The organism is Algibacter sp. L4_22, assembly GCF_023473045.1.
Taxonomy (GTDB): Bacteria; Bacteroidota; Bacteroidia; order Flavobacteriales; family Flavobacteriaceae; genus Algibacter.
Window position 1 is genome coordinate 13,416 of sequence record NZ_JAMCOK010000002.1, and the last position, 17,562, is coordinate 30,977.

17 protein-coding genes are annotated in these 17,562 nt (G+C 32.9%); 7 read left to right on the forward strand and 10 right to left on the reverse strand.

Going from position 1 to position 17,562, the window contains the following annotated elements:
- Nucleotides 1-98: 98 nt before the first annotated feature.
- From M4I23_RS04650 to M4I23_RS04685, 8 genes are all read right to left on the reverse strand, one after another.
- The gene (locus tag M4I23_RS04650) at nucleotides 99-905 is read right to left on the reverse strand and encodes a type 1 glutamine amidotransferase domain-containing protein (RefSeq protein WP_199269869.1); all 807 of its coding nucleotides are present in this window, start codon (nucleotides 903-905) and stop codon (nucleotides 99-101) included.
- Nucleotides 906-913: 8 nt separating this feature from the next.
- Nucleotides 914-2,074, reverse strand: a complete 1,161-nt coding sequence (locus tag M4I23_RS04655) for an iron-containing alcohol dehydrogenase (protein WP_249753611.1) — start codon at nucleotides 2,072-2,074, stop codon at nucleotides 914-916.
- A 20-nt stretch (nucleotides 2,075-2,094) separates the two neighbouring features.
- A complete protein-coding gene (locus M4I23_RS04660) occupies nucleotides 2,095-3,093 on the reverse strand; it encodes an NADP-dependent oxidoreductase (protein ID WP_249753612.1) in 999 nt (332 codons plus the stop codon).
- Between the two features lie 10 nt (nucleotides 3,094-3,103).
- A complete protein-coding gene (locus M4I23_RS04665) occupies nucleotides 3,104-3,736 on the reverse strand; it encodes a nitroreductase family protein (RefSeq protein WP_249753613.1) in 633 nt (210 codons plus the stop codon).
- Between the two features lie 17 nt (nucleotides 3,737-3,753).
- Complete coding sequence (locus M4I23_RS04670; RefSeq protein ID WP_249753614.1) at nucleotides 3,754-4,419, reverse strand: NAD(P)H-binding protein; 666 nt, start codon at nucleotides 4,417-4,419, stop codon at nucleotides 3,754-3,756.
- Nucleotide 4,420: 1 nt separating this feature from the next.
- Complete coding sequence (locus tag M4I23_RS04675) at nucleotides 4,421-5,005, reverse strand: TetR/AcrR family transcriptional regulator (RefSeq protein WP_249753615.1); 585 nt, start codon at nucleotides 5,003-5,005, stop codon at nucleotides 4,421-4,423.
- Nucleotides 5,005-5,373, reverse strand: a complete 369-nt coding sequence (locus tag M4I23_RS04680) for a MauE/DoxX family redox-associated membrane protein (RefSeq protein WP_249753616.1) — start codon at nucleotides 5,371-5,373, stop codon at nucleotides 5,005-5,007. Before M4I23_RS04680 ends, M4I23_RS04675 begins: the two co-directional genes overlap by 1 nt.
- A gap of 157 nt (nucleotides 5,374-5,530) precedes the next feature.
- The gene (locus tag M4I23_RS04685) at nucleotides 5,531-6,430 is read right to left on the reverse strand and encodes an EamA family transporter (RefSeq protein ID WP_249753617.1); all 900 of its coding nucleotides are present in this window, start codon (nucleotides 6,428-6,430) and stop codon (nucleotides 5,531-5,533) included.
- A gap of 365 nt (nucleotides 6,431-6,795) precedes the next feature.
- Here M4I23_RS04685 and M4I23_RS04690 point away from each other — a divergent pair, with 365 nt between their 5' ends.
- The gene (locus M4I23_RS04690; RefSeq protein WP_249753618.1) at nucleotides 6,796-8,211 is read left to right on the forward strand and encodes an alkaline phosphatase; all 1,416 of its coding nucleotides are present in this window, start codon (nucleotides 6,796-6,798) and stop codon (nucleotides 8,209-8,211) included.
- A 145-nt stretch (nucleotides 8,212-8,356) separates the two neighbouring features.
- Nucleotides 8,357-8,683 (forward strand): hypothetical protein, encoded by a 327-nt coding sequence (locus tag M4I23_RS04695; protein ID WP_158850252.1) that lies wholly within the window; start codon nucleotides 8,357-8,359, stop codon nucleotides 8,681-8,683.
- 240 nt (nucleotides 8,684-8,923) lie between these two features.
- Here the strand turns inward: M4I23_RS04695 and cydB are convergent, their stop codons facing one another.
- Nucleotides 8,924-10,000 (reverse strand): cytochrome d ubiquinol oxidase subunit II, encoded by a 1,077-nt coding sequence (gene cydB, locus M4I23_RS04700; RefSeq protein ID WP_158850249.1) that lies wholly within the window; start codon nucleotides 9,998-10,000, stop codon nucleotides 8,924-8,926.
- Nucleotides 10,001-10,002: 2 nt separating this feature from the next.
- Complete coding sequence (locus M4I23_RS04705; protein ID WP_249753619.1) at nucleotides 10,003-11,334, reverse strand: cytochrome ubiquinol oxidase subunit I; 1,332 nt, start codon at nucleotides 11,332-11,334, stop codon at nucleotides 10,003-10,005.
- A gap of 372 nt (nucleotides 11,335-11,706) precedes the next feature.
- Here M4I23_RS04705 and M4I23_RS04710 point away from each other — a divergent pair, with 372 nt between their 5' ends.
- From M4I23_RS04710 to M4I23_RS04730, 5 genes are all read left to right on the forward strand, one after another.
- Entirely contained in the window at nucleotides 11,707-13,038 is a 1,332-nt protein-coding gene (locus M4I23_RS04710) for a TolC family protein (protein ID WP_249753620.1), read from the forward strand.
- Between the two features lie 100 nt (nucleotides 13,039-13,138).
- Entirely contained in the window at nucleotides 13,139-14,344 is a 1,206-nt protein-coding gene (locus M4I23_RS04715) for an efflux RND transporter periplasmic adaptor subunit (RefSeq protein WP_249753621.1), read from the forward strand.
- Nucleotides 14,345-14,350: 6 nt separating this feature from the next.
- Nucleotides 14,351-15,094 (forward strand): ABC transporter ATP-binding protein, encoded by a 744-nt coding sequence (locus tag M4I23_RS04720; RefSeq protein ID WP_249753622.1) that lies wholly within the window; start codon nucleotides 14,351-14,353, stop codon nucleotides 15,092-15,094.
- A 2-nt stretch (nucleotides 15,095-15,096) separates the two neighbouring features.
- On the forward strand, nucleotides 15,097-16,317 hold the full coding sequence (locus tag M4I23_RS04725) for an ABC transporter permease (RefSeq protein WP_249753623.1): 1,221 nt from the start codon (nucleotides 15,097-15,099) through the stop codon (nucleotides 16,315-16,317).
- 28 nt (nucleotides 16,318-16,345) lie between these two features.
- Nucleotides 16,346-17,545, forward strand: a complete 1,200-nt coding sequence (locus tag M4I23_RS04730) for a DUF1566 domain-containing protein (protein WP_249753624.1) — start codon at nucleotides 16,346-16,348, stop codon at nucleotides 17,543-17,545.
- Nucleotides 17,546-17,562 lie beyond the last annotated feature (17 nt).

Genomic DNA, 17,562 nt, shown 5'->3' on the forward strand with positions numbered 1-17,562 from the left:
TATAAAAACAGAAATATAAAGTGTAAAAACAGGCTAATTATAAACGAAAAAAGGTTGCCCAAAATAGGCAACCTTTTAAATAATATAAAATGCTTAAATTATTTTAAACTCTCTAATAATTTTTCAGCAACTAACTCAGATGATGCTGGGTTTTGACCCGTAATTAAATTACCATCTTGCACAGCATAAGGAGCCCAGTTATCTCCATTAGAATAAAATGCACCACTTTCAATGAGCATATTTTCTAATAATAATGGCACAACAGCAGTTAACCCAACAGCAGCTTCTTCTTTATTAGAGAATCCTGTTATTTTTTTACCTTTAACTAGGGCCGTTCCATCGGCATTTTTAACATCTTTCAATACGGCAGGTGCGTGACATACAAATGCAATTGGTTTTTCTTGACGATCGAATTTTTCTATTAACGCTACAGATACTTTATCGTTGGTTAAATCCCATAATGGACCATGACCACCTGGATAAAATACAGCATCAAAATCGTCTGGATTCATATCTGCTAATACCTTTGTATTTGCAATTTTAGATTTAGCATCGGCATCTTTATTATAACGATCTGTAGATGCTGTTGCTGCATCTGGAGAATCACTACTTGGATCTATAGGAGCAGCGCCACCTTTTGGTGTTGCAATTATAATTTCTGCACCTTTATCTAATAAAGTATAATATGGGCTAGCAAATTCCTCTACCCAAAATCCTGTTTTTTTTCCTGTATCTCCTAATTTATCGTGAGATGTTAATACAAATAATATTTTCATGTCTTTATCTTTTTTTAATTCTGTTTTTACTTCTGAAACACTTTCAGAAACTGTTTCTTTTTTTGTTTCATTACAACTAGATGCTGTAATGATAGTTAGCGCTAATGCTAAGGTTTTAATTGATTTCATATAAAAAATTAGTAAGCCATTTTAACAATTTTCTCAACCTTATCTGGCGATAAATTTTGGTGTTCTCCTAAACCTAACCACCCACGATCTGTAAAACGTTTAGAGATTTCTTCGGCAGTGCCTTCGTAATCTTTTGTGTAATCAGATAATTTCGTGTCTATACCCAATTTGTGGAAAAAGTCGACTGTTTTCTCGATAGCAGCATACGCTTTATCGTCTACACTACCTTCTGTAATATTCCAAACGCGTTCACCATACTGTGCTAATTTTTCTTTTTTAGCTTCAAAATTATACTTGTAATGGCTTGGTGTAATTACAGCTAAAGTTCGTGCATGATCGATACCGAATAAGGCGGTTAACTCGTGTCCCATAGCGTGCACAGCCCAATCTCCAGGAACGCCTTTTTGGATTAATCCGTTTAAGGCCATCGTGCAACTCCACATAAAGTTAGCTGCTGCTTGGTAATCTGTAGGATCTTTTATCACTTTTGGAGCCACCTCAATTATGGTTTGTAAAATGCTTTCTGCAAAACGATCTTGTAATAATGCACCAACGGGGTACGTCATGTATTGTTCTAAAACATGTGTAAAAGAATCCATTAATCCGTTTGCCAATTGGCGTTCTGGAATAGAAGCAACCACTTGAGGATCTAAAATAGAGAACTCAGGGAATAAGCCTGGACCACCCATGCCTAATTTTTCCTTGGTTTCTGCTCTTGTAATTACGGCACCAGAATTCATTTCCGATCCTGTTGCTGGTAAGGTTAAAACAGTTCCAAAAGGCATACCTTTTTCTGTTCTAATTTTTTCGGTTAAAATATCCCAAGGCGTATCACCTTTAAATAAAGCAGCAGCAGATAAAAATTTGGTACCATCTATTACAGAGCCACCACCTACAGCTAATAAATAAGTGATTTTTTTCTCTTTAATCACTTTTAATGCTTCCAATAAAGTGGCATATTCTGGGTTGGCAGGAATACCTCCAAACTCAGTAACATCTACTTTTGTCAAAGCTTTTTTAACTTGGTCGTAAATACCATTTTTCTTAATACTTCCACCGCCATAAAGTAATAATACTTTGGCGTCTTTAGGAATTTCATTTTCTAATTTTTCAATAGAACCTTTTCCAAATATAATTTTAGTTGGGTTTTTAAATTCAAAATTGTTCATCTTCTTTCTCTTTTAATTTATTATATTTTCACTATCATTTTTCCTTTGTTTTTACCTTCAAATAAATCGATAAAAGCATTTGGAATATTATCAAAACCTTCAACAATAGTTTCTGTATATGTTAATTTTTCTTCAGATAACCAACCTGATAAATGTTTCATGGCTTCTGGAAATTTTTCAGCATAATTAGAAACAATAAATCCTTGCATTAAGGCACTGTTTTTAACCAAAAATGGTTGTACGCTTACACTTCTTGGTGTTTCTGTGTTGTTGTAAACAGAGATGGCACCACAAATAATTGTTCTAGCAAAGCGGTTAATGTTGAATAGTACTGCATCGGATATTGGACCGCCAACATTGTCAAAATAAATATCTACACCATTTGGCGCTGCTTTTTTAATATCAGCTTGAATGTCTTTGCTTGTGTTGTAATTGATACCAGCATCGAAACCAAACTTAGTTTTTAGCATTTCTATTTTTTCATCTGTACCAGCAATTCCAATCACTTTAAGGCCAAGAATTTTTCCTATTTGCCCAACAACAGAACCAACCGCTCCAGCAGCTCCAGAAACTACAAGTGTTTCTCCTGCTTTAGGTTTTCCAATTTCGTTTAAACCTAAATACGCCGTTAAACCTGTCATTCCTAAAACACCTAAATATGTGCTTAATGGAGCTTTAGAGCCATCTACTTTAAGCAAATTTTCACCGTTGGAAATCTGTTTTGTTTTCCAGCTTAACATGCCCGAAACAAAATCGCCTTCCGCAAAATTCTTATTTTTAGATGCAATTACTTTGGCAACAACACCAGACTGAATGGGTTTATTTAATTCAAAAGGAGGAACGTAAGATTTAGCATCGCTCATACGACCTCTTAAATAAGGATCTACAGAAACGTAAGTGGTTTCTAAAAGCAATTCGCCGTCCTTAATATTTAAATTAGAATCCTCTGTTACAAATTCAAAATCTGAAATTGAAGGTTTCCCTTGCGGTCTATTTTTTAATAAAATGGTCTTTTCCATAATTTTATTTTTAGTCTATTACTGTTACTAATTCTTCCATAGGTTTTCTAACCTTTACAAGATTTACTAACCAATCTGCATCGTCCTTTCTATAACCAAGAGGCAATAAAACCGCACTACGTAGTCCTTTTTCGCGTAAACCTAAAATTTTATCTACAGCAGCAGGATCAAAACCTTCTAATGGCGTAGCATCTACACCTTCGAAAGCTGCAGCAGTTAGCGCTTCTGCAAAAGCTATATAAGCTTGTTTTGCCGCGTGATTAAAGTTCTCTTCCGCATCTTTTTGAGGGTAAGAATTTAATAACATTTGGCGATAATCTTCCCAACCTTTGTTTTCGAAACCACGAATTTTGTTTGTTAAATCGAACATGTGGTTAATTCTATCTGCGGTGTATGTATCCCAAGCAGCAAAAACGAGTAGATGAGAGCAGTCTGTAATTACAGATTGATTCCAAGCTATAGGTTTAATTTGTTCCTTTATATCTTGATTTTTAATAACAAAAATTTCAAATGGTTGCAATCCACTCGATGTTGGAGCTAAACGAGCAGCTTCTAGAATACGTTCTATTTTGTCTTCTGAAACTTTTTTTCCATTCATTGCTTTTGCAGCATATCTCCATTTTAATTTGTCTAATAATTCCATGTGATTAAATTTTTCTTTTAGTTATTTATTGAAATTTGTTTTATATTGTTTGAAGTAATAATGACTTCGGCATGACTTGTACTGTTCGCTAAATTTATCATGGCTTGCGCTATACTTTCAGCATTTATAATTTTGTATTGTTTTAATTTCCCTATAAATAAGGGTTCAATGACTTGGAAAATAGCCAGCCCCATTTTTTCTAATAGTCTGCGCTCTTTTCTTTCGCCTCCAATTAAAGATGGTCTCAAAATAAAAGTGTTTTTTATGTTTTGTTGCAACACATCGTGTTCCATTTCTCCTTTTGTTTTGTTGTAAAATACTTTACTGTTTTTATTAGCACCCATTGCTGAAATTACTAAAAAAGAGGGTATGTTATTTTGTTTTGAAAGAGTTGCGGCCGCTACAGGAATACCATAATCTATTTGTTTATAAAGCGTTTTATCTGGTGTTTTTTTTGCTGTTGTGCCAATACAACAATACACCTCGTTTGCTGTAAAATCTCCTTTAAATTCATCCAATTTTAAAAGATTACCAGTAAATTGTGTTACAATACTTGGTAAACCTTCAATTTTAGAACGAGAAAACAGTTTAATGCTATCATATCTATCATCTTCAATCAATTTTTGAAGAATTATACTTCCGGTTAAACCGGTTGCACCTAATATAATTGCTGTTTTTTTCATGCTATTTACAAAATTTTATACTGTTCCAAGCCGATTGATAAGCCTCTTCTAAATGTGTTTTATTTAATTGAAATGCACCACGTTTTTGAGTCATCATTAAAAATGATAACGGATTTATAGCATAGGCATATAAAAGATAATCTGATAGTGGTTTTATAACGCCTTCCTTTCTACCGCGTTCCCAAAGGTCGAGTAGAGGCTGTAAGTGTTTAATACCCTCCTGTCTGCTTGTTTCATCAATCATGGGTGTATTATCACATTGTGCTAAAAACATTGCGTGTTCGCACTCTTTTAGTTTAAAATCGGCTATACGCTTCCATATTAATTCGAAACCAGCTTCAATAGGCATACTTTCATCATAAGTTTCAAATGCATATTTGGTATATTCTGCTTTAACGTCTACATAGGTTTGGTTTACTAAATCCTGCTTGTTTTCAAAATATAGGTAAATAGTAGCAGGCGATACCTTTGCCATTTTAGCTATTTTACTCATAGGTGTAGCATGGAAACCATCGTTGTTTACAAGCTCTATTGTAGCTTTTATAAGTGCATTACGCTTATCTATGCTTTTTTGAAGTTTAGCCATTAGTTCTTAATTTTTGAAAATTTATATGCCAGCGCTATTAAGATAAATTGTATTGGTAATCGTATTAATGCTGCTTTGTGACTTCCAATGGCTGGCGTATTAGAAAACACATCCCATATATGTATGGGCAGAAAGCATACCATTAAAATTAATATTCCGGTGGCAGCTGTATATTTATATTTTGGTATAAGTAACAGCATACCAAGAATAACTTCTACAAATCCTGATGCATAAATAATAAAGGTTTTATATACCATAAAGTCGGGAACAAAAGGATTAAAAAAATCTGCTTTTATAAAATGTTGAGCTCCTGCATATATCATAAATATGGCTAGTAGTATTCGTAAAATATTCCAAAAATGTTTCATCTATTCGTTTTGAGAGTACAAATATATATAAAAAATGAACGTTCATTCTTTTTTTAACAAATATTTATTATTCAACTAAACAATCAAGGAATAGAGAAGGTGTTATGTTAAAAACAAATAACAATAGAGCTACGAGAACTTAATAAAACAGAAGGGTTTAAGAGTATAAAATAAAAAACACACCTAATAGAATACCAGCAAGTGGAACCAATTTTTTTCGTTTGTTTTGCTCCTTAAATATAAGTCCGCCCACAACCACAGCTATTAAAATCTGACTTCTTTTTATAGCAGAAAGTAACATAATTAAGGCATCGGGATCTTGAAGCGCTTTAAAGTAGAAATAATCTGCGGCTTGGAGTAAAATTCCAACTGCAGGAATAGACCAACGAAATTTAAAGGCTCTTCGTTTTTCGGCATAAGGAAACCATGTAATAGATAAAAGAACAAGTAAAATAAGAATGACATAAAAGCAAAACCAAAAGATTAAGGTTTGCGGATTTAGATGTAAACTCTGGATCAAGAATTTGTCGTACAAGCCACTAGAAGCGCCTAGAAATGTGGCAGCGATTATAGCGAAAATCCATTTATTGCTTCTAAAGTTAATACCTTCTTTCTTTCCTATTTTTGAATATAATAACACTGAAAATATAATAAGAAAAAAACCAACCCATTGCAAAGCGTTTGGGCGTTCTTGATAAATAAGAATCGCGCCAATAAAAGTAAAGAATGGTCCTGCCGATCTAATTGGTGTTACAATAGTAATAGGTAAATACTTTAAGGCCTGATAAGCTAGTACCCAAGAACATGCCATGATAGCCGATTTTATAAAAATAAAACCATGAATAGTCCATGAGATTTTCGTGATAAGAAAACCAATTTCCTTGGCATATTCTGGATTATATACCGAAATTAAGTAAAAAGGTAAAACAAATATAAATCCAGAGCTTACCGTGCCTAAAAGCACAGGAAAGACTTCATTGCCTTGTACGGCATGTTTTTTACATAAGTTATGTAACCCTAAAAATAACGCGGCTAAAAGCCCTAAATACATCCACATCGCGCGAAAATAAGCTAATGCATCATTTTAGGAAATAAATGCACAACAAAATGATATAAATTTAATGTTTGCTGTACGAGATCTTAATGCTAAGTTTTTAAATTAATAGACGAATATATGTGCTAGTATAGCCTCTATCTATCTATCTATCTATCTATCTCTTCATATAAAGTTTATCTACTAGGAGTATAAATAATTATTCCCTGTTGGATACTTCTAAACCCAAAACTAACTGCATCTATTATCTGTTGGATTTGTAAAAAACACACATCAATACCTCGTAGAAATATTATGCCTTTATAATTTATAAAATAATTCTAAAAACGGTATATTTGAGTATGTTTTTTTATGTGAAATAATAAATTATGAATAGAAGAAAATTTTTTAAAAACGGATCTCTTTTTGCACTTGGTGCATCATTATTAAATCCTTTTGATTTAAGTGCAACGAACTTAGACCTTGATATAATCAATAAAAATAAAAAAGCCAAAAACATCATTATTTTAGTAAGTGATGGTATGAGTAACGGAACTCTAAACATGGCCGATTTATACCTTTCCAGAAAAACAGGCAAAGGAAGTAATTGGCTTCAATTATATAAAGATAACAAGGTAAGTAGAGCCTTAATGGATATGGCTTCGGCAAGTTCTATTGTTACAGATTCTGCTGCTGCAAGTTCCTCTTGGGGAAGTGGTTTTAGAATAAATAATGGCGGCTTAAATATTGGAACCAAAGGTGAAACATATCTTCCTATTTGGCAAAAATTTAAAAAGGCTGGTAAAATGGCAGGTTGTGTAACTACTGTACCAATAACGCATGCAACCCCTGCAGGTTTTTGTGTAAATAGTAAAAGTAGAAATGACCAAGAAGGTATTGCTGGAAAATACTTACAGCTAAAATTTGATGTGATGATGGGTGGAGGAAATAATTACTTTTCTGCCGATTATAGAAAAGACAAGGTAGATATGTACCAAAAATTTGAAGCAGAAGGCTATCGAGTGGTTAAATCTAGAGATGAAATGCTAGCAACAAACAATGAGAAACCTATTTTAGGAGTTTTTAATAATGATGGGTTACCTTATACTGTGGATAGAAATAATAGTAAAGAACTCACTCAAAAAATTCCAACTTTAGGTGAAATGACACAAAAAGCAATCGACCGCATGAAAAATAATGATGCAGGTTTTGTGTTACAAGTAGAAGCAGGTAAAGTAGATTGGGCAGCTCATGGTAATGATATTGCTGGTTTAATATACGATCAAACAGCCCATGATGAAGCTGTAAAAGTAGCCATGGATTTTGCTGAAAAGGATGAAAACACACTAGTTATAATTACTACAGATCATGGAAATTCAAACCCAGGCGTTATTTATGGTAAAGATGCCAATAAACAATTTGACAGCATTCAGCAATACAAACACACTAATGATTGGATTTTAAATGGTTTTGGAAAGGAATCCAGTACATCTCAAGTTAAAGAGCGCATTGAATACGCCAATAATATTGCAGTAACAGATAAAGAGGCTAAATTACTTTTGAGCTACTATACTTCTATTAAATCGGTAGATGGTCTATATAATTACAAACATTTACCTTTTAATGAATTAGCTCAAATTCAAAAACAACACAACTCTGTTGGATGGATTAGTATGAATCATTCTGCCGATTATGTAGAACTTGCCATGTTTGGTCCTGGAAGTAGTTTATTAAAACCGTTTATAAAAAACACCGACTTGCATTATTTAATGCTAGAAGCTGCTGAAATTGAAAACAGCTACTAATCTATAGCTTACATTCTATTGTTGTTCTATATACTTATAGAATTGTATTAAATTAAATTACTCTTTTTCTTGTTTCCGTAATGATATATATCATTTGCTATGAGACACATAGGTTGTAATTTTAGATAATTCAAAAGCAAATATTATGTCTAGCATTAAAAACAGTAGAAGTAAAATAATATATTGGATTTTATTAATATTATCAGTAATTATTGGTGTCATTTTTTATGGCATACTTCAAGGTGAATTTAGTATGCGATTTCTCGTTTTTTTCTCTGGAGTTCCTTTTTTTTTCTTTGTAACCGGAGTTTTTGGATTAATGTGGCCAATTATAAAACCTTCAGGAGATGAAGTTTATATAAGTCATGCACTAATGATAGGAGGTTTTTTTATTATTCTATTTTTTATTCATGTTTGGCTAATCTTACCTCAAATTTGTCCTCATTTTGGAGAATGCCTTCTAGGTCGTTGAATTCAAAATGATATTTGCTAAACAGAAGCAAATTTTCTAAGTAAATAAAGATGTTTAATGGTATTAAAACAAAGCAAAGTGACTTTGTTAGAGTTAATTTTTTAAAAACAGGACTTCATTTCCTTTTCCAATAAAGAAACATATAATAACACGGCTAAAAGACCTAAATACATCCACATCGCGCGAAAATAAGCTAATGGATGTCTTTAGGAAATAAATGTTTGAAAAAAGGATATAATTTTAATGCTCGCCGTAACCTACATCATCCATTTTTCCGTTAAAAACTTTGTATTGAATAAACATATAAACAGCAACTAGGGCAGCAGCAATAGCAAACCAGTATACTCCAACGGTTAATCCATATTCATGGGCAGCAACATTGTAAAGTGTTAAATCTGGATTTATACTATTTGTTGAAGGTAATACTTTTGGGAAAATAGAAGATACTGTTGTTGTTAACCCTCCGAATAAAAATAACGATGAAAATATAAACCCATACCCATCTTTTTTGAATGATTTTATTCGGAATAAACCGAACAAACCTGTTAAGGTTATTATTGGGAATATCCATAACCAAGGATGTTCAAAGAAATTATGGAAAGGTTTAGGTTCAATAAGATGCCAAATTGAAATAGAAACTATTACTAAAACTAGAAGGACGATATTAAGATTGAAAATTACTTTTCTCAATTTTTTATTTAAGTCTGAATTGGTTTTGAAAATAATCCAGTTTGCACCATGAATAGCTAAAGAAACGACACCAATAATACCTAGCAAGAGTGTAAACCAATCTATGATACCTAATTCCTCGGCGTGTGGGCTAAGCGTTGGATTCCAAAGTGGTAAAAAGAAAAAATGTGCTTCGTGCGTGGAAACTCCATCTACAACATTTCCTAAGTTTACACCACGAACTACATTACCTAAGGCAACACCAAAGAAAAGTGCCAAAAGTAAACTTGAAATACCAAAAGCTTTATCCCAAATGGCTTCCCACATGCGGTTGTGTACCTGTCCGCGTAATTCTAAACCAATAGCTCTAAAAATTAAAAGCCACAAAATCATCATTAACGGTAAGTAAAACCCACTAAAAGATGATGCGTATAAGGTAGGGAATGCAAAAAATAAAACACCTCCAGAAGCAATAAGCCAAACCTCGTTAGCATCCCAAAATGGACCGATAGCGTTAGTGATTGCTTTTTTATCTTTTTCAGTTTTTGCAAAAAACAAATGAATGATGCCTGCACCAAAATCGTAACCATCTAAAATAACATAAATAGCCAACATGGTCATTAAAACGATATACCAAAATAATTCCATAATTAGTGTGTGTTAAGTTGTGGTCCTTTATTAATTATTTTTCCCGCAAGCATTAAAAATAGCAAGCCTAAAAGTAAATACAAACCAATAAAACCGAGTAAAGTAAATAAAGTGTTACCTGCAGATACTGTTGGTGAAGCGCCATCTGCAGTGCGCATTAAGTTGTAAACTAACCAAGGCTGACGGCCTAATTCGGCAGTATACCAACCTGTAGTATTAGCAATGTATGGAAAAGGAAGCATGAATAAAAGCGACCATAAAATCCATTTAGTTGTGTATAATTTTTTTCTAAAAAGCTGAACGGCTGCTAGTAACATTAAACCAATAAATATAGTGCCTAAACCAACCATAATATGATAGGCGTAGTATAATCCTGGTACATTTGTTGGATGCATACTTTTATCAAATTCGTTTAAACCCTTTATTTGAGCATTCCAATCTTGATAGGTTAGGAAACTTAAAATGTTGGGTACAGCAATTTTATTATCTAGTTTTTGTTCAAGCATATTAGGTTGCCCTATAAGAACAATTTCCGATCCACCGTCTTCAGTTTCAAAAATACCTTCCATAGCAGCAAAGGTTACTGGTTGGTGTTTTACAACGTTTTTAGCAACTAAATCTCCTGTTGGAAAAGCTACTAATATACTAGAAACTAAACCGAACATTACACCCGTTTTCACAAAGAGCTTTCCGAATTCGCTATGCTTATTATTCAGAATATAAAAAGCGCCAATAGCTGCCACAACAAAGGATGCTGTAATTACGGAAGCTAATTGATTATGGAAATATGACGGTAATAGCCAAGGGTTAGAAAATAAAGCTCCAAAATTATTAAGGACAAACCGTCCGTTTTCTAGAATTTCGTAGCCTACAGGATGTTGCATCCATGAATGTGTGGCAATAATTAAATAACCACTAGCCCAAGAACCTAAGAATACTAAAAAACCGGTGACAAAATGGAGTTTATGCCCTAGAAGTTTTTCACCGAAGATAAAAAGCCCTAAAAAAGAGGATTCTAAAAAGAAAGAGAACATACCTTCCATTGCTAAAGTTTGACCTATAATACCTCCTGTGAGTTCCGAAAACTTAGCCCAATTGGTTCCAAATTGAAACTCCATCGGGATTCCGGTAACAACACCCATAGCAAAATTAAGAGCAAAAATTTTCATCCAAAATTTAGCGGCATCATTATATTTTTCAACTTTAGAGTATAGAAATTTTCCTTTAAAATAGACTATCAACAGAGATAATCCCATAGTTAATTGCGGAAATAAATAGTGAAATGTAATGGTAAAAGCGAACTGCATTCTATCATAAAAAAGCATGTCTTCCATAAAAGCAATAATTTGTATTTGTTGCGGACGAAATTATTCGATTTTAATCTTTAAAACAGTAACCTTTGTTACATATAGAATGTTTCAGTAATTAATATAAAACCGATAAATTGTTCGTTAAATTAACTGCAAACAAAGTTAATGAATACCGCTTAGTTCGTTATCATAATAAAGGCTAAATAACAGGACGAAATGAAGATTTATTAAAACTTCAATAAGTAGAATTAATATTTAAATTATTTTCAATATTAATAAAATTCTCATCGATAAAACAACGCTTTTCGTATAGTCAATTCCTCCAAACTTCTATTACTGTTTTATGTAGATGTATTTAGTTTCATTTTTGTAGTGTAAAACAAAAAACACCTTAAAATGAAATTATATATTATTCTCGCAAGTTTTCTATTTGCACAGATTTCGTTAGGACAAGAAACACTAGAGGTACAGGAACCTAAAGTGTGGTCTTTGCAAGATTGTATTAGTTATGCCATAGAAAACAATATTACCTTAAAAGATGCAACATTAGATAAGGATCTTGCCGAAGTAAATTACAGTAAAACTAAATCGTCTCGATTACCAAACTTATTTGGTAGTGCATCGCAAAGTTTTTCTAACGGAAACACGATAGACCCTATTACAAGTAGTTATGTTACAGATCAAATACATAGTACAAATGTGGGTATTAACAGTTCGTTTACTTTATTTCAAGGTAATCAAATAAGTAATCAAATCAAGCAAAGTAAAATTCTTTTAGAACAAAGTAGTTTTTTACAAGAAGAAGCCAAGAATAGCATTGTAATTAGCATTTTAGAAAACTATTTACAAACCTTATTTAGTAAGGAAGATATTGCTATTGCAGAGAATAACTTAGTTGCCTCGCAAAAGGAAGTGTTACGAGCAAAAGCACGTTTAGATGCCGGAACCATAGCTTTAAGTGATTATACAGAAGCTCAAAGTCAATCTGCTACAAATCAATATAACGTAATTACAGCAAAAAACACTTACCAACAATATATTATTGATTTAAAACAGTTGTTGGAATTAACGCCAATGGATACTTTAGAAATTGAAACTATTGATGAAAACATGGATTTAATAAACCTTGAATTAGATAAAATATCCATTTATAATAAGGCTTTAAATTATTTACCAGAAGTAGAGGCAAGCAAGCTAAATGTTGCTGCTAACGAAAAGGAATTAGACATTGCAAAGGGTGGTTATTTACCAACATTATCTCTTTCTGGAAGTATGGGATCTGGTTATACAAGTATAAATGATAGTACTTTTTCTGATCAGTTTGATGTGAATTTTAATCAGAAGTTAGGCTTATCGTTAAGCATTCCTATTTTTAATAGAAATGAAACAAAATCGGCAGTACAATCAGCAACATTAAATATAGAAAAGGCTGAAATTCAAAAACAAATTACAGAAAAATTACTTTATAAAAAAATAGAAACAGCTTACCAAAACGCCATGTCTGCACAAGAGCAAATTATAGCAGCGCAAGCCTCTAAGGATGCTTCTGAACAAAGCTATAAACTAGCCTTGAAAAAGTATCAATTAGGTGATTTAAGTACCACAGATTTAGTGATTAGTCAAAACACATTCACCAACGCACAGCAAAACTATTTACAAGCCAAATACTTAAATATTTTATACCACCAATTATTACAATTTTATCAAGGAAACGATATTAAACTTTAATTAACACTATATCATATCGAGCAAGCCAAAAGTTAATCAACCTAAGAAAAGGTAATAGCGAACAGCATGTTTCAATTAAAAAACAATAAATATAACCATCATGAAAAATAAAAAGAAACTCATAATAGGAGGTATAGTGGTCATTGTACTTGCAGTTGCAGCTTTTAGTTTTATAAAGGGCGAGGATGCCATTATTATTGAAACGAAGACCATTGTAGCAAAAAAAGCAGATGTAACAACAATGGTAACGGCAACTGGAACTATAGAACCTATAACACAAGTAGATGTTGGTACACAAGTATCTGGAGTGGTAGAAAAAATATATGTAGATTATAACAGTGTGGTGAAAGAAGGTGAACTTATTGCAGAACTGGATAAAACCAATTTAAAAGCATCTACCATGCAATCACAAGCTGCTTATGATAATGCAGTGAGCCAAAGAAATTACATGAAAATTATTTATGAAAGACAAAAAACGTTGTATGATAATAAAGTCATTAGTAAATCGGATTTTGATGATGCGGAATACAATTACGAAACAGCAAAAGGTACGGCTATACAACGTTTATCGGATTTACAATCGGCTAAAACCAACTTAGGTTATGCTAATATTTACTCACCAATAGACGGTGTGATTCTATCTAGAGATATAGATGAAGGACAAACGGTTGCCGCGAGTTACAGTACACCAACGCTATTTACAATTGCTCAAGATTTAAAAGAAATGCAAGTAGAAGCAGATGTAGATGAAGCCGATATAGGTCAGGTAAAAGATGGGCAACGCGTAGAATTTACAGTAGATGCTTATATAGGTGAAACATTTAAAGGTGTTGTAACACAAGTACGTCTAGACCCTACAGTGACATCAAATGTAGTGACTTACACCGTTGTTATTAAAGCTGATAATGAAGATTTAAAATTAAAACCTGGTTTAACAGCAACCATCTCTATTTACACATTGGAATTAAATGATGTGTTAACTGCGGAAGCTAAAGCTATAAACTTTAAACCAGAAGCTGAAATATTATCAACATATAACGTACAACATAATTTACAAGAAAGTGCAAGTAATATTGATAAAAACGATAAGACACTTTGGGTATTGGGTAAAAATGGAGCAATAACACAAAAAACAGTAACACTTGGAGCAAGTGATGGTGTAAATGTTCAAATTTTAAGCGGAATAACTGAAGGTGATAAATTAGTGTACAGTTTAAAAGGTGTTTCTAAATCGGAAGCCAATGCAGGAGGTACAAATGAAAGCCCTTTTATGCCACAACGTCCAGGAGGTAACAAGAAAAAGTAAACAGCCATGAGTAAAGAAATAATTAAAATAGAAGACTTAAAGCGTGAGTTTACCATGGGAACCGAAACGGTTCATGCCTTAAGAGGTATTTCGTTTACCATTAAGGAAGGTGAGTTTGTAACGATTATGGGATCTAGTGGTTCTGGTAAAAGTACGATGTTAAATATCTTAGGATGTTTAGATCAACCTTCATCTGGAACTTATGAAATTGATGGCGTGCGCGTTAAAGATTTAAGCAGAAATGAGCTTGCAACTATACGAAACGAAAAGATAGGCTTCATTTTTCAATCTTATAATTTATTAGCTAGAACATCTGCTCTAGAAAATGTAGAATTACCATTGTTATACAACAGTAAGGTTTCTACCGAAGAACGCAGAGAACGTGCTATAAAAGCTTTAGAAATGGTTGGTTTAGGAGACAGAATGGGGCACACACCATCACAGCTTTCTGGAGGGCAACAACAGCGTGTTGCTATTGCGAGATCGTTGGTTAATAATCCAGTTATGATTCTTGCAGATGAAGCTACAGGAAACTTAGATACACGTACCTCTTACGAGATTATGTCACTATTTCAAGAGTTAAACAAAAAAGGTATTACCATTACTTTTGTTACGCACGAGCCAGATATAGCAACCTTTAGCGGTAGAACTATTGTATTAAAAGATGGGCAAATCATGCAAGATTACCAAAATCATAATATACAATCTGCAGCAGCAGAATTAGCCAAATTACCTAAACAAGACGATTAATTATGAGACTATTCAATTTATTAAAAATCGCTTTTAAAGCCATCGTTCTTAATAAAACAAGAACGCTGCTAACCATGTTAGGTATCATCATAGGGGTAGCTTCTGTTATTGCTATGTTAGCTATTGGAGAAGGTTCGAAGGAAAGTATTCGTACAACTATTTCTGCAATGGGATCTAACATGATTACTATTAGACCGGGTGCAGATGATAGAGGTCCCGCAAGAGGAAGTGGAGGAGATGTACAAACTTTAACGCTTAAAGATTACGAAAAAATTAAAGAACAATCTTCGTTATTAAGTTACATGACACCTGTTGTTAATGGTAGTGGGCAAGTAATTAATGGTTCTAACAACTGGCCAAGTACTATTTATGGTGTAAATCCAGACTATTTAAAAATTAAAGTAGTCGATTTACAAAGCGGAAGTATGTTTACAGATGCAGAAGTTAAATCGGCTTCAAAAGTTGCTTTAATAGGACAAACTGTTGTGGACAACGTATTTCCAGATGGGCAAGAACCAGTAGGGCAAATGATTCGTTTTAGTAATATACCTTTCAAAGTTATTGGAGTTTTAGAAGAAAAAGGCGAAAATACTTTTGGACAAGACCAAGATGATGTTGTTATTGCTCCATACACAACAGTTCAAAAACGTATTTTGGCTATCGATTATTTAAATCAAATTATGGCTTCTGCTATAAGCGAAGATGATGCTCCAGAAGCAGTTACTCAAGTTACTGAAATTTTAAGATCTCAACACAAACTAATGGATACTGAAGATGATGATTTTACAGTACGTTCTATGGAAGAGTTAATTTCAACTTTTAGTTCAACTAGCGAGATGTTAACCATTCTACTTGTGGCAGTTGCAAGTATTTCGTTATTAATTGGTGGTATTGGAATTATGAATATCATGTATGTTTCTGTTAAAGAACGTACTAAAGAAATTGGTTTGCGTATGGCAGTTGGTGCAAAAGGAGCAGATATTTTAATGCAGTTTTTAATTGAAGCTATTTTAATAAGTATAACTGGTGGTGTTTTAGGCGTGTTACTAGGTCTTGGAGCAACGGTTTTTATTGAAAAATTTCTTAATTGGCCTACAAGCGTAGCACTATATTCTATAATTATTTCATTTGTAGTTTGTGCCGTTACAGGTATCTTTTTTGGATGGTATCCGGCAAGAAAAGCAGCCGCTCTAGACCCTATTACAGCATTGCGTTACGAGTAGACATATGAACTATTAAAATCATAATAAAATGAAATTTAGTTGCTTTAAAATAAGTGCTTTTTGCCTTAGTATGTTTTTTGTGGGCTGTAAAAATTCAGACACTAAAATACCAGTTTTAACCAATGATGATATTCACTTTGTGTTATCAGATACAGGTCAAGATAAGTTTTATGACAATGATGGTAATGAAATTACTAAGCCAAATATAACTGATGATTACTATGGTCAAGATGCCCAATATACAGGTGTAGTTTCGTCTTATAAAGATAATGATGATGGAACTATTAGCGATGTAAATACAGGTTTAATGTGGCAAAAAACACCAGATTTTAATCGTCATAATTTTTATGATGCTTTCGATTATGTAGAAAATCTTGAAATTGGAGGTTACACAGATTGGAGACTACCAACAATTAAAGAATTGTATTCATTATTGTATTCTAATGGAGAGTTATTTCCTGAAGATTTAAATAAATCAAAACCTTATTTAGATATTGATTATTTCGATTTTGAATACGAACAAAGAATGCCTTTTGCAGGCCAATATTGGTCAAGTACTAAATATACAAAAGGTCCATTGCAAAACATAAAAATGGAAGGGGCTTTTGGGTTTAATTTTGCCGATGGGCATATTAAATCTTATGAAACTGGTTTGTATTATAATGGCGAAGTAGGTGTTAGAGATCCTGGTTGCTTTGTAAGAGCAGTTCGTGGTAAAGAAAATGTATATGGTGTAAATGATTATGTAGATAATGGCAATGGAACTGTTACAGATAAAGCTACAGGTTTAATGTGGCAAAAGGTTGATAACGGAAACGCCTACAATTGGAAGGAGTCACTGATATATGCAAAAGATAGTGAATTAGCAGACTATACAGATTGGAGAATCCCAAACACCAAGGAATTACAAAGTATTGTAGATTATGATAAAAAAACGATTCCTGCTATAGATGAAAACTATTTTGAATGTACTAATGACGATGGTTGGTTTTGGACAAGTACAACACAAGGAGATTTTAAATATACGGCCTGTTATATAGCATTTGGTAAAGCATATAGTAAAGATAATAGTGCAGCAACAGAATATTACGATTGGCATGGAGCTGGAGCACAAAGATCAGACCCAAAATCGGGTGACATTGAAGATTATTTAATGGAATCTATAAACGCAGCTGATTCTATAAGAATTAATAACTATGTAAGACTAGTAAGAAACGTTGAAAAATAAGTATAGAAACAAATTAT

Bases quoted from the DNA above. Each gene is read 5' to 3' on its own strand.
- M4I23_RS04715 (WP_249753621.1), top strand. From the start codon at position 13,139: ATGAAAAATAAAAAGAAACTCATAATAGGAGGTATAGTGGTCATTGTA.
- M4I23_RS04685 (WP_249753617.1), bottom strand. From the start codon at position 6,430: ATGTGGATGTATTTAGGGCTTTTAGCCGCGTTATTTTTAGGGTTACAT.
- M4I23_RS04675 (WP_249753615.1), bottom strand. From the start codon at position 5,005: ATGGCTAAACTTCAAAAAAGCATAGATAAGCGTAATGCACTTATAAAA.
- M4I23_RS04720 (WP_249753622.1), top strand. From the start codon at position 14,351: ATGAGTAAAGAAATAATTAAAATAGAAGACTTAAAGCGTGAGTTTACC.
- M4I23_RS04665 (WP_249753613.1), bottom strand. From the start codon at position 3,736: ATGGAATTATTAGACAAATTAAAATGGAGATATGCTGCAAAAGCAATG.
- M4I23_RS04680 (WP_249753616.1), bottom strand. From the start codon at position 5,373: ATGAAACATTTTTGGAATATTTTACGAATACTACTAGCCATATTTATG.
- M4I23_RS04655 (WP_249753611.1), bottom strand. From the start codon at position 2,074: ATGAACAATTTTGAATTTAAAAACCCAACTAAAATTATATTTGGAAAA.
- M4I23_RS04650 (WP_199269869.1), bottom strand. From the start codon at position 905: ATGAAATCAATTAAAACCTTAGCATTAGCGCTAACTATCATTACAGCA.
- M4I23_RS04725 (WP_249753623.1), top strand. From the start codon at position 15,097: ATGAGACTATTCAATTTATTAAAAATCGCTTTTAAAGCCATCGTTCTT.
- M4I23_RS04710 (WP_249753620.1), top strand. From the start codon at position 11,707: ATGAAATTATATATTATTCTCGCAAGTTTTCTATTTGCACAGATTTCG.
- M4I23_RS04695 (WP_158850252.1), top strand. From the start codon at position 8,357: ATGTCTAGCATTAAAAACAGTAGAAGTAAAATAATATATTGGATTTTA.
- M4I23_RS04690 (WP_249753618.1), top strand. From the start codon at position 6,796: ATGAATAGAAGAAAATTTTTTAAAAACGGATCTCTTTTTGCACTTGGT.
- M4I23_RS04705 (WP_249753619.1), bottom strand. From the start codon at position 11,334: ATGGAAGACATGCTTTTTTATGATAGAATGCAGTTCGCTTTTACCATT.
- M4I23_RS04660 (WP_249753612.1), bottom strand. From the start codon at position 3,093: ATGGAAAAGACCATTTTATTAAAAAATAGACCGCAAGGGAAACCTTCA.
- cydB (WP_158850249.1), bottom strand. From the start codon at position 10,000: ATGGAATTATTTTGGTATATCGTTTTAATGACCATGTTGGCTATTTAT.
- M4I23_RS04670 (WP_249753614.1), bottom strand. From the start codon at position 4,419: ATGAAAAAAACAGCAATTATATTAGGTGCAACCGGTTTAACCGGAAGT.
- M4I23_RS04730 (WP_249753624.1), top strand. From the start codon at position 16,346: ATGAAATTTAGTTGCTTTAAAATAAGTGCTTTTTGCCTTAGTATGTTT.